Origin of the sequence: Sphingobacterium ginsenosidimutans (assembly GCF_039536865.1) — a bacterium.
Taxonomy (GTDB): domain Bacteria; phylum Bacteroidota; class Bacteroidia; order Sphingobacteriales; family Sphingobacteriaceae; genus Sphingobacterium; species Sphingobacterium detergens.
In genome coordinates, this window is record NZ_BAAAZK010000007.1 from 16,147 (window position 1) to 31,336 (window position 15,190).

Sequence of the window (15,190 nt, forward strand, 5' to 3'; positions counted from 1 at the left end):
TTATTTGAAATGGTCAGTTGTTAAAATTCACGATCCACATCCTTGTCGCCACGTCCGGATAGATTGACGATAGCAAGCTTATTTTTGTCTTTTAGCAGCTTAATGGCCAATGCAACAGCATGTGACGATTCGATTGCCGGAATAATTCCCTCTAATTTTGAAAGCAGTTTATACGCTGCGATGGCTTCATCATCTGTTACTGGGTAATAGTTTGCTCTATTGCTGTCCTTTAAATCTGCATGTTGGGGTGATATACCCGGATAGTCCAGTCCTGCAGATACCGAAGTAGAAGGAATTGGGTTGCCCGCATCGTCAACCAGGCAATAGGAATATGTGCCCTGGAATACAGTGGGGTTACCAAAAGATAGGGTAGCGGCTGTTTTAGGGTAGGTTCCCGAACCACCACCTTCGCCACCATTGATTTCAACTTCCTGATCTTCTAGGAAACCTGAAAATAATCCAATGGCATTTGATCCACCGCCTACACAGGCAAAGATACTATCTGGAAGACGTCCTTCTTGTTCAAGAATCTGTTGTCTGGCTTCTTTCCCGATAACGCTCTGAAAATATCCAACCATTTTTGGGTAGGGATGTGGTCCGACATGTGAACCCAAAAGGTAATAGGAAGAAGGGTTTTCGACATAGTACATCAATGCTGCGTCAACGGCGTCTTTAAGTGTACGGCTTCCGAGGTTTGTTGTGACAACCTGAGCGCCCAATAGTTCCATCCGTTTTACGTTCAATGCCTGACGGGCAGCATCAATCTCTCCCATAAATACCTTACAGGGGATATTTAACAATGCCGCCGCTGTGGCTGTTGCAACACCATGTTGCCCTGCACCGGTTTCAGCTATGATCTCGGTAGCACCCATTTGTTTGGCCAATAAAATCTGACCAATGCAATTGTTTATTTTGTGTGAACCCGTATGGTTTAGATCCTCCCGCTTTAGATAGATTCTGGAACCAACATATTCACTTAGGTTCTTTGCAAAATACAAAGGTGATGGACGTCCTACATAGTGTTTAAGGATGGAAATAAATTCTTTTTGGAATTCTTCTTTCTGTACATGGCTATCGAAAAATTCAGCTAACTTGTTTAACTGACTTTCCAGAACAGGTGGGATAAAAGATCCGCCATACTCACCATATTTACCATTGTATTGAAGCATGTTTTCGTTCGCTTCGACAGATGCACACTTTTCTAGACTCATTTTAGGCTTAAGTTTTCTTGTTGTAAAAATGTTTGATAATAAAAGAAGCCTAAATATAGTAATCTTTGTAGGTTTTGGATAAAAAACAACAAAATATGTTTATGAGTTGGATGTAGATAGTTGAATCAGGTTCATTCCCTTCACAACGATTTTAGGAATTTCAATATAATTAGCAAGACTTATATACTATCTATTTGTATAGAAAAAGCTAAATAATACGTGTTTTGTGTATTTTATTTCTATTCAAAAGAATTGTATTGTTATATAAATGTATGCTTATTATTTTTAATTATATATAATTAGTTTATAGAGTCCGTGTTCCAAGCGTTATTTGACAATTGTTTGTACCTTATCTGAGACTGATTCGGCCCTGATTCGCCCCTAGAAGCAGGTTTGAGCATGGTGCAAACAATATCAGTCTACACTTAATCCGTGTCTAACACGGACTCAACACGGATTCATGGTGGACTCAGTACGGTTTCATGGCGACCAAGATGTGACGCTGTGCAGGAGCAGGTTGCTACTGTGGTCAAGCAGAAACCGAAGCATTGACGAAGCAAATTTAGCTTTCGAATAGGACTATAAAAAAAGGCACCTTTCTCATAAAAGGTGCCTTGTGAAAGAGGTGTTTTGCGAACAATAGTCGATTATAGCCTGTTTTACGCTTTTGGTTTGCGGAAAATAAAATAGATCCCCACCAAAATAAAAGGTATACTCAGCAATTGCCCCATATTGAGTAGCATGCTTTGTTCAAAATCTTCCTGATCAATTTTAAAATGTTCCAATACCATCCGTGCACCAAATAACAAGACCATAAAAATGCCGAATAATTTTCCTTTTTGACGATTCGGGTTTGACTTGAATAGGGAGCCGATAATAATAAAGATGATAATATAAGCGATGGCTTCATAGAGCTGACCTGGATGGCGAGGGATGTTGTCATGACGGTCAAAAATGATTGCCCAAGGTAAATCTGTAGGGGTACCGACCATCTCAGAATTGAAAAAATTTCCGATACGGATCAGTGCACCAGCAATAGGAACGACCACAACCAATCGGTCTGCCAACCATAAAAAGTCTGTTTTTGTTTTGCGGCAGAAGAGGTAAAGTGCCGTGAGGATACCGATAGCCCCACCATGAGAAGCTAATCCGGCGAAACCTGTGACCTGAAATCCGTTTTTATCCCATTTGAAAGGAAGGAAAATTTCTAGAATATGGTCTTTATAATAGTCAAAATCGTAGAACAGACAATGACCAAGTCGTGCGCCAATCAACGTGCCGAGGAAGATATAGATGGAAAGTTGATCCAGTTGTTCTTGTGTGCGGCCTTCTTTTTTGAAAATACGCAACATAATGACATAGGAAACAAAAAAAGCGAGGAGCCAACATAAGGCGTAGTAACGGAGGGCAAACGCGCCAAGGTTGAACATCTCGGGATCAATATTCCAATGTATAGCACTTAGTATTGAATTCATATATTTTATGTCTGTTTAAATTACCATGGTAAAGATAAGGTTTAATCTTATTTTTCAATAAAATCAAAGTTAAATGTAAAAGGAATATTCCAAAAAACATTTTTACTTTTGCATTTCATTGAAATTTTCATATTTTGACGAAAGTAAATAGAAAAGGAAAAGATGGCTGAAAAGAATAAGAAAAAAGAACAGAAAACGACTGCGGTCGTAACAAAAGAGTCGCTTTCATTTTTTGAAAAATATATAAACAACGCTTCTCCCACAGGTTTTGAATGGGAAGGTCAACGTTTATGGCTGGATTATCTGAAACCTTATGTGGACGAAACATTCGTGGATAATTATGGTACCGCAGTTGGTGTTATCAACCCCAAAGCAAGTTATAAAGTAGTGATCGAAGCACACGCCGATGAAATCTCCTGGTTTGTTAATTACATTACAAAGGATGGATTGATCTACGTGGTGCGTAATGGTGGTTCTGATCATCAGATTGCACCTTCCAAACGCGTGAACATTCATACAGAAAAAGGAATCGTGAAAGCAGTATTTGGCTGGCCCGCCATTCATACACGTTCGGGGGAGAAAGAAGAGAATCCTTCGTTGAAAAATATCTTTTTGGATTGTGGATGCAGCAGCAAAGAAGAGGTAGAAGCCTTGGGTGTACATGTGGGTTGTGTGATTACCTATGAAGACACTTTCTCAATCTTAAATGACCGTTACTATATCGGACGGGCCCTGGATAATCGTGCAGGAGGCTTTATGATTGCTGAGGTTGCACGCCTGTTAAAAGAGAATAAAAAGAAATTGCCATTTGGATTATATATCGTAAATTCGGTGCAGGAAGAGATTGGTTTGCGTGGTGCTGAAATGATTGCAGACCGTATAAAACCGAATGTTGCCATTGTGACAGATGTGACACACGATACCCAGACGCCGATGATCAACAAGATCACACAAGGAGATTTATTCTCCGGAAAAGGTCCGGTATTGTCTTATGCGCCAGCAGTTCAGGTCAATTTGAATAAACTGTTGGTTAAAGTTGCTGAGGAGAACAATATCCCATTCCAACGTCAGGCATGTTCACGTTACACGGGGACAGATACAGATGCTTTTGCATACAGCAATGGTGGTGTGCCTTCAGCGTTGATTTCTTTGCCGTTGCGTTATATGCATACAACGGTTGAGATGGTGCATAAAGAAGATGTTGACAATGTGATCCGTTTGATCTATCAAACATTGTTGAATATCGAGGATGGACAGGACTTTAGAACATTTACAAAATAAAATTTAGGATTATATTAACTTACATTTAGAATTATTATGGAAAATAACCAAAATCAAAACGAATTGAGCATCGAGTTGACAGAAGAAGTAGCAGAAGGAATCTACTCAAATCTTGCGATTATCACTCACTCTAATACAGAATTTGTGGTTGACTTTATCCGTGTGATGCCAGGAGTGCCAAAAGCAAAAGTGAAATCAAGAATCGTTTTGACTCCAGAGCACGCAAAACGCTTGTTAGGTGCATTGGTTGATAACGTGAATCGTTTCGAAGCATTGAACGGTCCGATTAAAATGGATATGGGTGTTGCTGAACAACCACAACAAGGTGGTGATCCAACAGTAGCATTTCCTTTCGGAACTCCTCAAGGTCAAGCATAGTCAATAGCATAATCTATCGATAATTAAGGCGCCAATAAAACAATTGGCGCCTTTTTTTGTCTCCATTTGTGGGTATTATACTACCCTGATGTTTGGGCTTGGGCCCGACTTTTGCTATTTTTAGGAAAACTTATTTCAAAAGGAGATTTATATGGATATTCAAGTGCGCAACTTGACAAAGAAAGATTATGTTGGTTTGAAGAAATCAATGGAGCAAGCTTATGATGGCGTGGGGGAGACCTGGTCAAGGGAAAATATTCAGGATTTGATTGAAATATTTCCTGAAGGACAATTGTGTGTGGAGATAGATGGCCAAGTCGTTGCCTGTGCCTTATCTATTATCCTCAATTCTAAAAAGAATAATATCTATGACAGTTATTATGATATTATTGATGATGGTAAATTTACCAAACATAGTGATGACGGTGATACTTTGTATGGTATTGAAGTATTTGTACATCCAGAACATCGTGCATTGCGCTTAGGACGTCGTCTATATGATGCGCGGAAAGAACTGTGTGAACAGATGAACTTAAAATGTATTGTCGCTGGTGGCCGGATTCCCAACTACCATAATTACGCGGACAAAATGAGTCCAAGGGTTTATATTGAGAAGGTAAAACGCAAGGAGATCTATGATCCGACACTGACATTTCAACTTTCCAATGATTTTCATGTCAAAAAGATCCTGAAACATTATTTGCCGGAGGATGCTGAGTCGATGGAATTTGCGACCTTACTGGAATGGAATAATATTTATTATGAATCGGAGACCCGTTCGATTTCGACAACAAAACAAACCATTCGTCTAGGACTGGTGCAGTGGCAGATGCGCTTATTTGATAATATTGAAGCTTTCTATGACCAGATCGAATTCTTTGTGGATACCGTTAGTGATTATGGAACAGATTTCATCATGTTTCCGGAGTTTTTTAACACACCGCTAATGAGCCCCTATAATGACCTTCCCGAACGATTGGCGATGGAAAGATTGGCACAGCATACTTCCGATATTATTGATCGTATCCAGCAGTTTGCAGTTTCCTATAATGTGAATATTATTGCCGGATCTATGCCACTGATGGAAAATAAGAAGCTTTATAATGTTTCTTACCTCTGTCATCGAAATGGTAAGCTGGATGAATTTAAGAAAATTCATATTACACCAAATGAATTTAAATATTATGGCATGGTGGGCGGAAGTGAGGTAAAGGTATTTGATACAGACTGTGGTAAAGTTGGCCTGTTGATCTGCTATGACGTAGAGTTTCCGGAGCTGAGCCGCATTCTGGCCGATCAGGGAATGCAGATCCTATTTGTACCTTTTATGACCGATACACAGAATGGCTATATTCGGGTCAGAACCTGTGCACAAGCTCGTGCCATTGAAAACGAATGTTATGTGGCCATTGCGGGGTCTGTGGGTAACCTGCCACGCGTCAATAATATGGATATTCAATATTCGCAATCCGCGGTCTTTACGCCATCAGATTTTGCATTTCCAAATAATGCAATCAAAGCCGAAGCAACCCCCAATGCAGAAATGGTGCTGATCGCGGATGTGGATCTTTATGCATTACGTGATCTACATGAATATGGTACTGTAAAAGTCAAAAAAGATCGACGCAAAGACCTATATGAAGTAAAACTTTTGAAATAATTACGCTGTATTTTTGATGCGCTTCAAAATATGCTTAGCTTTAATTATATTCTTTAATCTAATAAAGTATGATACAAAAAGTCAAATGGGGGACGCTCTCAATCGTCTTAATGATGCTGTCATGTCAGTCCAATAAGAGCAAGGAGGGTGCACAAGAAGTCAGAACCAATTTTTTTGATGTTTCTGGCATGGACACAACAGTCAATCCTGGTGACAACTTCTTCCAATATGCGAATGGTGCATGGATGAAAAATACCCAGATACCGGCTTCCGAAACGGGCTGGGGCTCATTTTATATTCTAGCAGATGAAAATTTGCAGAAATTAAAAACAGTATTGGAAAATGCCGCTCAGTCGAACAGTGCGAAAGGGTCAGATCAGCAGAAAGCCGGTGATTTCTACGCGAGCGGTATGGATACCGTCACCATTGATAAACTTGGCGCCAAGCCGATAGAAGGAACGATTCAGAAAATCAATGCATTGAAAACTGTCGATGAACTGATCGCCTATGCGGCTGATGGATTTAAAGATGGCGATGGTGACCTTTTTAGCTTTTATGTGGCGGCCGATGATCGGATCAGCAATAAAAATGCACTTCAGTTTTTTCAAGGTGGTTTGAATCTGCCAGAGGCCAGCTACTATTTGGATCAGGATGATAAAGCCAAAAAGATCAGGGAAGCTTATGTGGCTTATTTAGTTAAATTGTTTGGATTAATCGGTGAGGGGGCCAATGCGCAGAAATCTGCTGAAGAGGTACTAAAACTGGAAACGCAAATCGCGAAATCACATTTAACGCCTGTTGAATTGCGGGATCCGATCAAAAACTACAATAAATTTGCCGTTCAGGATTTCCAGAAGCAAACCCCAAATTTGAACTGGAAAGATATTCTTGGGCGATTGGAGGTGAAGACTGATACGATTTTGGTACAGCAACCTAAGTTCTACCTCGCCTTAAACAATTTATTAAAATCACAGCCTGTAGATGTTTGGAAAACAAAACTAAAAGCTGATTTGGCAAACGCTTCTGCAACTGCGCTGAGTAAGGAGTTTCGCGATGCAAAATTTGAACTATTCGGCAAGACGCTCAATGGACAAAAGCAACAAAAAGAACGCTGGAAGTTGATGGTAAGCTCAGCGGATGAAAACCTGGGTGAGATTGTCGGTAAACTTTATGTCGATGACTATTTCAAGCCTGAAGCAAAACAGCGCATGATGGAATTGGTCGATAATTTGCAAAAAGTCTACAAGACCAGAATTGAGAAATTAGACTGGATGACACCGGAAACCAAGAAAAAGGCAATCGAGAAATTGGAAGCTTTTGTCAAGAAAATCGGTTATCCGGAAAAATGGAAAGATTATAGCGATGTAGAAGTTGCAAAAGATACATATTATGCGAATCTGCAGTCTTCGGCTAAGCATGCTTATAAGGAGATGGTCGGCAAGATAAGTAAGCCTGTCGATAAGAAGGAGTGGCTCATGACAACACCGACCGTAAACGCTTATTATAATCCACCGTATAATGAGATCGTATTCCCTGCGGGAATCCTACAATTCCCTTTCTTTGATGCCAATGCGGATGATGCGATCAACTATGGTGCTATTGGAGCTGTGATCGGTCATGAGATGACACATGGTTTTGATGACCAAGGTAGGCAGTATGATAAAGCGGGCAACTTAAATGATTGGTGGACAGCCGTAGATGCCAAACAGTTTACCGAGCGTGCAAATCAGGTAACGAAATTGTATGGAAGCTTCACCTTATTGGATAATCAACATGTCAATGGAGAATTAACGCTTGGTGAGAATCTGGCTGATATCGGTGGATTGAACATTGCTTATGATGCATTTAAACTGACCAAACAAGGGCAGGGGAATGAGAAGATTGACGGTTTCACAGGTGATCAGCGATTCTTTTTAAGTTTTGCACAGGTATGGCGGGTGAAAAGCAGCGATGAGCGCATGCGTTTACGTTTGAAAGTTGATCCACATAGCCCGGAGCAGTTCCGTGTAAATGGCCCTGTCTATAACATGGAAGCATTTTATAAGGCATTTAATGTGCAACCTACGGCTAAAATGTATGTTGCGCCGGAAAAAAGAATTTTAGTCTGGTAGGAGGTTAATGCTTGCTAGTCTGTTATTTCCGATGGAGATACATACGGATTGACGAAAAATGAAGGGAAAAAGATAGATTTATCTTTGAATTGTGATAAAAACTAATTACTTTTGCCCTTCATTTAATAACACATTTAATTAATTAACAATGTACGCAATAGTAAATATAGCAGGACAGCAATTTAAGGTTGCAAAAGACCAGTTCCTTTTTGTACACCGTTTACAAGGAGATGAAGGCGCTAGTATTGAATTTGACAATGTATTGTTAGCAGAAGACGGTGGTAAATTTACCATTGGTACACCTAGCGTTGCTGGTGCAAAAGTTTCGGCTAAAATTTTGTCTCATTTAAAAGGCGATAAAGTTATCGTTTTCAAGAAAAAACGTCGTAAAGGCTACAAAAAGAAAAACGGTCACCGTCAACAATTTTCTAAAATCCAGATTACTGGTATTACGTTATAATTGAATTTTTAATCAGACATTAGTCTTAAATTAAGATAAAGAAATGGCACACAAAAAAGGTGCGGGTAGTTCTAAGAACGGCCGTGAGTCACATAGCAAGCGTTTAGGTATCAAAATCTTCGGTGGTCAACAAGCAATCGCTGGTAACATCATCGTACGCCAACGCGGTACACAACACAATCCTGACACAAATGTTGGTATTGGTAAAGACCACACATTGTTCGCTCTAGTAGACGGTAAAGTAGTTTTCCGTAAAAAAGCTAACAATAAATCTTATGTATCTGTAGTTCCTACAGAACAAGCATAAGGTTTGCAACAATATTTGAAGAAGGCATCAAGCAATTGATGCCTTTTTTTGTGTGTATTACTTTTTGTTGTCAAATTTTATTTTTAACAGATTCAATGTCCGACTGAAATCAGGGAATGTTCCATCTGATTGGATCAGAGTTGTTTGCTGGTTCGAAAGCTCGTAGATGCTCTCATAAGAGAAAAAAACCGGACCTTTATTTATGAAGTAATCTGTTATTTTCTGTTAAATGTAACTGGTTTGGTACAATTTTTATAAGGGATATGTGTTTTTAAGATAAATACCGATTTATGAAATACAACAAGTTTGGATATGGTTTGTGTGCTGGGTTGTTTGCCTGTTCATTATATTCCTGTAGTTCGATCTATATGCCCAATGTGCCTTCGGCACCTATGTTTACAGAAGCTGGTGAGGTTTATGTTTCCGGAAATATCAATACAAAGGCAAATGTATCTGCAAATTTAGGGGTTGCAGTAACAGATCACGTTGCTGTGATTGCTAATGGATCCTATGTGGACAATAGATCCAATACTAAGGACTACGCACAGAAAATGGGGGAAGCGGGGATAGGTTACTATACACGGTTTGGTAAAAAAAATAATCGGGTATTTGAAGTATATGGTGGGTATGGACTAGGGACCACAAGTGTAATTGATAAAAGGTCGTCAACAATGGGGCAGGCAATTGTGGAAACGCAAGACATGGACTTTGACAAAGTTTTCGTGCAGGTGAACTTTTCATCGGAAAAAAAAGATGCCCTGAAATTGTTTGGTAATAGACATGATATCGACTACGGTACGATCATTAGGCTGAGCAATATGCGTATGAAGAATTTTGCGATTGATGGTCTTCCTGTCGAGAAAGAAGATAATATGCTTATTGAGCCTGTGTTTTATACCAGAATGGGGCTTGGAAAAGGGTGGAAGTTGCAATACACAAATGGCATGGTTTTCGGTTTTAAAAGCAATACGTATTTAAAAGCTGGTTACCCATTGTTTACACTGGGAGTTTTGTATAAATTTGGAGGAAAATAGCAGCTATGAGCAAGAAAATTTTATTTGGATGTTTGGTGTTTTTGGGTTTATTCATTTCCGGATGCGGAGTAAATAGACAAAAAGCACAGATCGAGAACTTGGCGAAATGTAAGTTTGACGTGGAATCAGTAGACAGTATTCGATTGGCGGGAACATCGCTGCAGCGTTTGATCAAAAATAATCAGATCGACCTCGGAGCGGCACCGAGTCTGGCTTTGGCCTACTTACGAAAGGATATTCCTTTGGATGCCGTAATTCGTCTTAAAATAGATAATCCAACACTAAAGAAAGCATCAATCAATAAGTTTCAATATATCATTCTATATGGTGGTCAGCAGCTTGTCGAAGGAATTGTCAATCAATCCTTGCAAATTGAACCCGGCGAGTCTACCGTAGCTAATGTACGTATTGCAACCAATATTTATGACCTTTTGGTGAATTCGGACCTACAAAATTTTTTAATGTCCAGCGATGAGAATAAAAAGGGAATATTTACGTTAAAAATTAAACCTTCGATCAATATTGCTGGCCAATCGGTATTCTACCCTGGATATATTACCATAGACAAGACGGTGAGCCGAAAAATCCTGCTATAAAGGATACGGATCAGTAAAGAGATAAAAGGTTTTCCATTCGTATGGAAAACCTTTTTTTTCTGAATTGTCTGTTTTCTATTGGTCAGAAAGAACCTTCAGTTGACTTTCATGGCTGTTGGTGCTTATAGGAGCATGAAAGTTTTAGTGAAGGGACTATTTTTAACAAACCTAAGCCTCCCTGTGGAGTGGCCAAGTCTGCTTGCTAAACCGTTATTACGAATGGTTACTTTTGTTAAGAATTAAACTGTAATAAAAAAGTTATAATGTCAAAGTGTAAACTATACACCTTATTTTATATTTTAGTCTTTAAATAGAAACCTAAATATGTTAAAAAGATTCTTAATTCCTGTTTTGCTGTTTGCTGGGGTACATGCTATCGCTCAAAAGAAGTTCGATCCTTATGAGCAAACCATTGAAGGGACCAATCTTTCGTTTAAAATGGTGGCAATTCCGGGCGGAAGCTTCAAAATGGGGTCTGTTACTGGAGGGAAGGATGATGAAAAGCCAGTACATGAGGTTAAACTCGATCCGTTCTGGATGGGGCAGTATGAAGTGACCTGGGACTTGTTTGAGCCCTTTCTGTACAAAGATTATGAAATCGCAAAAAGCAAGGACGGGAAGGTTGCGCCGGAAATAGACGCTGTAACCAGACCTACGAAGCCCTACCTTGATATGACCTTTGGTTTTGGTAAAGAAGGGCATCCAGCACTTGCCATGACGCACTATAATGCGATCCAATTTTGTAAATGGTTATATGTACGTACAGGTGTGTTCTATCGTCTGCCAACTGAGGCGGAATGGGAGTATGCTGCACGCGCCGGTGCTAAGACTGCTTACTTTTTTGGCGATAAAGAAGCTCAACTGGGTGAGTATGCCTGGTATAAAGATAATTCGGAGCAAAAAACACATGCTGTAGGAGAGAAGAAACCTAATCCATGGGGCCTTTATGATATTTATGGTAATGTGGGTGAATGGACCTATGATCAATACAAAGCCGATAGCTATAATGAAGGTAAGGATAAGGTGTTAACGAATCCTGTTGTCGTTCCAACAACCTTATATCCGCATGTTGTCCGTGGGGGAGCTTTCGATAACGTTGCAGCTGATCTCCGTTCAGCTGCCCGGAACGCCTCAGACCCGGTTTGGAAACAATTGGACCCTCAGGTTCCAAAAAGTAATTGGTGGTTTCCGGAGGCACCATTTGTCGGTATGCGTTTAGTACGACCATTGAATCCACCTAGCCATGAGGAAATAATGGCTTATTATGATAAAAAACCAATTAAAGATTTTTAAAAAATAAAATAATCAATATAAAACTGTTATGGAAAATCTAGAAAGAAGAGATTTTATTAAAACTTCTGCCGTGGTTGCTGGCGGTGCCATGTTAAGCTCGCTGCCTTTATCCGGAGCCTATGCTGCTGGTTCTGATGTTATCAAAGTCGCTTTAGTAGGCTGTGGGGGTAGAGGTACCGGTGCTACATTTGACGCCTTAAGCTCAGGAGCAAATATTAAAGTTGTTGCATTGGCTGATGCATTTAAAGATAATTTAGATAGTACATATAATACGCTTAAAGAGAAATGGCAAGATAAAATCGATGTCAGCGATAATCATAAATTTGTAGGGTTTGACGCTTATAAAGAGGCGATCAAATTAGCAGATGTTGTTATTTTAGCAACGCCTCCAGGGTTTAGACCAACACATTTTGAAGAGGCAATTCGTCAGGGAAAACATGTTTTTATGGAGAAACCTGTCGCTGTTGATATTCCAGGTGTACAACAAGTTATACGTGCCGCTGCTGAAGCTAAGCGCAAAAAATTAAATGTTGTCGTCGGTTTGCAACGTCGTTATCAGACCAACTATCGTGAAGCGATCAAGCGTATTCACGATGGTGCAATCGGTGATATTACTTCTGGACAGGTGTATTGGAATTCAGGTGGTGTATGGGTACGTCCACGTAAACCGGAGCAAACAGAAATGGAATATCAGATGCGCAACTGGTATTATTTCAACTGGCTGTGTGGTGACCATATCGTAGAACAGCACGTACACAATATCGATATTGCTAACTGGGTGAAAGGTTCTTATCCGGTATCCATCCAGGGGACAGGAAGTAGAGCACACCGTACTGGTAAAGAATACGGCGAAATCTATGATAATTTTGCACTTGAACTGACTTATGCGGACAACAGTGTGGTGTATAGCCAATGTCGACATTTTGAAGGGATACAAAACCGTGTTGATGAGCAGTTTCAGGCAACAAAAGGCCGCGTATATCTTTCGGCTGGTGGACAGGCTGTATTGTATGATTGGAAAGGTAAAGAGATCTATCGCCATGACGCGAAAGGTAATCCAAATCCATATCAACAAGAGCACAAGGAACTTTTTGAAGCGATCACGAAAGGCGAGTACAAGTTTGACAACGCAGAGTATGGCGCTTATAGTACTTTAACGGGGATCATTGGGCGTATTGCTTGTTATACAGGCAAGGTTATCAAATGGGATGAGGCATTGAAATCAACAATCAAATTGGGACCAGATGTACTGGCTTGGGATGCTAAACCAAAGTTGCTTCCTGATACAGAGGGTTTTTATGCCGTGGCAAACCCTGGTCAAAATACAAGCCTTTATATTTAATAGCAGTGCAGTGATGGGGCTAAATAGGGAAATCTGCTGTATATTCTTTTTTATTATTGGAGCGCTTGGTTTACAGGCACAGACTGGTTCAAAAGAGTTAAGCAAGATTCGCCTGGAAGGCCCTGCACAAGGCACGCAATTTCACGTTACTTATTTCGCCTCGGATAGTCTTGTTAGGCGCTCGGAGATTGATAGCATCTTAAAAGTTATCGATCTATCCATGTCGATCTATCGCAAGGATTCAAAAATATCCTTGTTTAATCAAGACAGCGTTATGCAGATTGAAATGGATAAGCATATGGCTCATGTCATTGCGGCTTCATTCCGATACAACAAACTATCTAAAGGCCAATTCGATATTACTATTGCCCCATTGGTCAACCTTTGGGGCTTTGGTATTAAAAAAAGCGCGGTTGCTCCGGATTCGGCAACAGTTTATGCCGCCAAGCAATTTGTAGGTATGCATTATCTTAAAGTCAAGCGCAAGCAGCTAATCAAAAAAAAGCAGGGGGTTAAGATTGATGTCAATGGTATCGCACAAGGGTATACTGTCGATGTACTGGCTGATTATCTCGGACATAAAGGAATTTCCAATTATATGGTGGAAGTAGGTGGTGAAATTAGAACTTCTGGAACTCCGCCGGGACAAAAGGGCTTTTCCATCGGGATTGTCCAACCCGACGAAAGTAAGCAGGAGGATATCATGACAGCGGTTGTCCAACTCAAAACCGGTGCACTAACCACAGCAGGTAGTTTTGAGAAATTTATTAAATATAAGGATAAAAAAATGGGGCATCATATCAATCCGGTGACAGGTTTTCCTTATACAACTAGTGTATTAAGTGTTACAGTATATACCAGAACCGCCATGGATGCTGATGCTTTGGACAACTACTTTATGGGAATGGAACCGACAGAGATTATCGCGAAGGCCAAAAAAATGAAAGACGTGGAAGTTTTTGTCATTTATAAAAATAAAAACCAAGCCATTCAGACGATTTATTCAGAAGGATTTGGTAAATTATTTAAAAATTAATCAACTATAAACAAAATGAAAAGATCTGATTTTATCAAAGGTGGCCTTTTGGCCGCTGGAGCCGGATTATCTGGGCATACATTTGCCTCAACAAACCAAAATGCAACCAATATGATGGATAAAGGAAAGACATTCAATCTAAATTATGCACCACATCAGGGGATGTTCAAGAATCATGCAGGGGACAACTTCCTGGACGAAATCCGTTATATGCATGATTTGGGTTTCCGGGGAATTGAAGATAACGGTTACCTCGGCCGCACATTGGATGAGCAAAAGAAAGTAGGGGACCTACTGGCCAAGTTGGGAATGACGATGGGCGTATTTGTCGTTGATGGTGGTCAAAACTGGATGCCTTCCTTAGCAACAGGCAAAAAGGAGTTCTTAGATAAATTTGTCGAAACCTGTCATAAGTCGGTGGAAGCGGCCAAACGCTGTAACGCAAAATGGCTTACGGTGGTTCCCGGATTCTATGAGCGGAGATTACCTTGGGGAAATCAATTCAGCAATATCCTTGAGGCGATGCGTAGAGGAGCAGAGATCTTCGAACCACATGGTCTGGTGATGGTACTGGAGACTTTAAGTGATACACCGGAATTATTTTTACAGCAAACGCATGAAACCTATGCCATGTGTAAGGCTGTCAACAGTCCTTCGTGTAAGATATTGTACGATATCTACCATATGCAACGTACAGAAGGAGATTTGATTGCTAACATGAACCGTTGTTGGGATGAAATTGCGTATATTCAAATTGGTGATAATCCGGGCCGTAAAGAACCAACTACAGGAGAGATCAATTATAAAAACGTATTCAAACATATTCATAGTAAAGGATATAAGGGTATAATGGGTATGGAGCATGGTAATTCTAAGCCTGGTAAAGAGGGTGAAGATAGATTGGTAACAGCCTACCGTGAGGTCGATAGCTTTTTGTAATATTTTAATAGTGTACTATTGACAATTAGATTTAATTTCTTAAATTGAGCAGGTAAAACCAATTAGT

Annotated in this window: 14 protein-coding genes; 12 read left to right on the forward strand and 2 right to left on the reverse strand. The window is 40.0% G+C overall.

Annotated elements, in window-relative coordinates; genetic code table 11:
- Window positions 1-20 precede the first annotated feature (20 nt).
- Window positions 21-1,211 (reverse strand): tryptophan synthase subunit beta, encoded by a 1,191-nt coding sequence (gene trpB / locus ABFX33_RS12370; protein WP_346086292.1) that lies wholly within the window; start codon window positions 1,209-1,211, stop codon window positions 21-23.
- Window positions 1,212-1,870: 659 nt separating this feature from the next.
- Window positions 1,871-2,686, reverse strand: coding sequence for a prolipoprotein diacylglyceryl transferase (lgt, locus tag ABFX33_RS12375; protein WP_346086293.1), 816 nt, complete (start codon window positions 2,684-2,686; stop codon window positions 1,871-1,873).
- A gap of 162 nt (window positions 2,687-2,848) precedes the next feature.
- Between lgt and ABFX33_RS12380 the strand changes: the two genes are divergently transcribed.
- From ABFX33_RS12380 to ABFX33_RS12435, 12 genes are all read left to right on the forward strand, one after another.
- Entirely contained in the window at window positions 2,849-3,967 is a 1,119-nt protein-coding gene (locus ABFX33_RS12380) for a M42 family metallopeptidase (protein WP_346086294.1), read from the forward strand.
- Between the two features lie 36 nt (window positions 3,968-4,003).
- Window positions 4,004-4,345, forward strand: a complete 342-nt coding sequence (locus tag ABFX33_RS12385) for a DUF3467 domain-containing protein (protein ID WP_120258089.1) — start codon at window positions 4,004-4,006, stop codon at window positions 4,343-4,345.
- Between the two features lie 151 nt (window positions 4,346-4,496).
- Window positions 4,497-6,005: a carbon-nitrogen hydrolase family protein gene (locus ABFX33_RS12390; RefSeq protein ID WP_120258088.1), complete on the forward strand. Its 1,509-nt coding sequence runs from the start codon at window positions 4,497-4,499 to the stop codon at window positions 6,003-6,005.
- 68 nt (window positions 6,006-6,073) lie between these two features.
- Entirely contained in the window at window positions 6,074-8,116 is a 2,043-nt protein-coding gene (locus ABFX33_RS12395; protein ID WP_346086295.1) for a M13 family metallopeptidase, read from the forward strand.
- 148 nt (window positions 8,117-8,264) lie between these two features.
- Window positions 8,265-8,576 carry a 50S ribosomal protein L21 gene (rplU, locus tag ABFX33_RS12400; protein ID WP_028068281.1) on the forward strand — a complete coding sequence of 104 codons (312 nt, stop codon included), beginning with the start codon at window positions 8,265-8,267 and terminating at the stop codon, window positions 8,574-8,576.
- Window positions 8,577-8,619: 43 nt separating this feature from the next.
- Window positions 8,620-8,883: a 50S ribosomal protein L27 gene (gene rpmA / locus ABFX33_RS12405; protein WP_046672918.1), complete on the forward strand. Its 264-nt coding sequence runs from the start codon at window positions 8,620-8,622 to the stop codon at window positions 8,881-8,883.
- Window positions 8,884-9,173: 290 nt separating this feature from the next.
- Window positions 9,174-9,917 carry a hypothetical protein gene (locus tag ABFX33_RS12410; protein WP_346086296.1) on the forward strand — a complete coding sequence of 248 codons (744 nt, stop codon included), beginning with the start codon at window positions 9,174-9,176 and terminating at the stop codon, window positions 9,915-9,917.
- Between the two features lie 5 nt (window positions 9,918-9,922).
- Entirely contained in the window at window positions 9,923-10,513 is a 591-nt protein-coding gene (locus ABFX33_RS12415) for a hypothetical protein (RefSeq protein ID WP_346086297.1), read from the forward strand.
- 324 nt (window positions 10,514-10,837) lie between these two features.
- Window positions 10,838-11,806, forward strand: coding sequence for a formylglycine-generating enzyme family protein (locus ABFX33_RS12420; RefSeq protein ID WP_346086298.1), 969 nt, complete (start codon window positions 10,838-10,840; stop codon window positions 11,804-11,806).
- A 28-nt stretch (window positions 11,807-11,834) separates the two neighbouring features.
- Window positions 11,835-13,148, forward strand: a complete 1,314-nt coding sequence (locus ABFX33_RS12425; protein WP_346086299.1) for a Gfo/Idh/MocA family oxidoreductase — start codon at window positions 11,835-11,837, stop codon at window positions 13,146-13,148.
- Window positions 13,105-14,184 carry an FAD:protein FMN transferase gene (locus ABFX33_RS12430; protein WP_346086300.1) on the forward strand — a complete coding sequence of 360 codons (1,080 nt, stop codon included), beginning with the start codon at window positions 13,105-13,107 and terminating at the stop codon, window positions 14,182-14,184. Before ABFX33_RS12425 ends, ABFX33_RS12430 begins: the two co-directional genes overlap by 44 nt.
- A gap of 15 nt (window positions 14,185-14,199) precedes the next feature.
- Window positions 14,200-15,123 (forward strand): hydroxypyruvate isomerase family protein, encoded by a 924-nt coding sequence (locus tag ABFX33_RS12435; RefSeq protein WP_120258081.1) that lies wholly within the window; start codon window positions 14,200-14,202, stop codon window positions 15,121-15,123.
- Window positions 15,124-15,190: the final 67 nt, after the last annotated feature.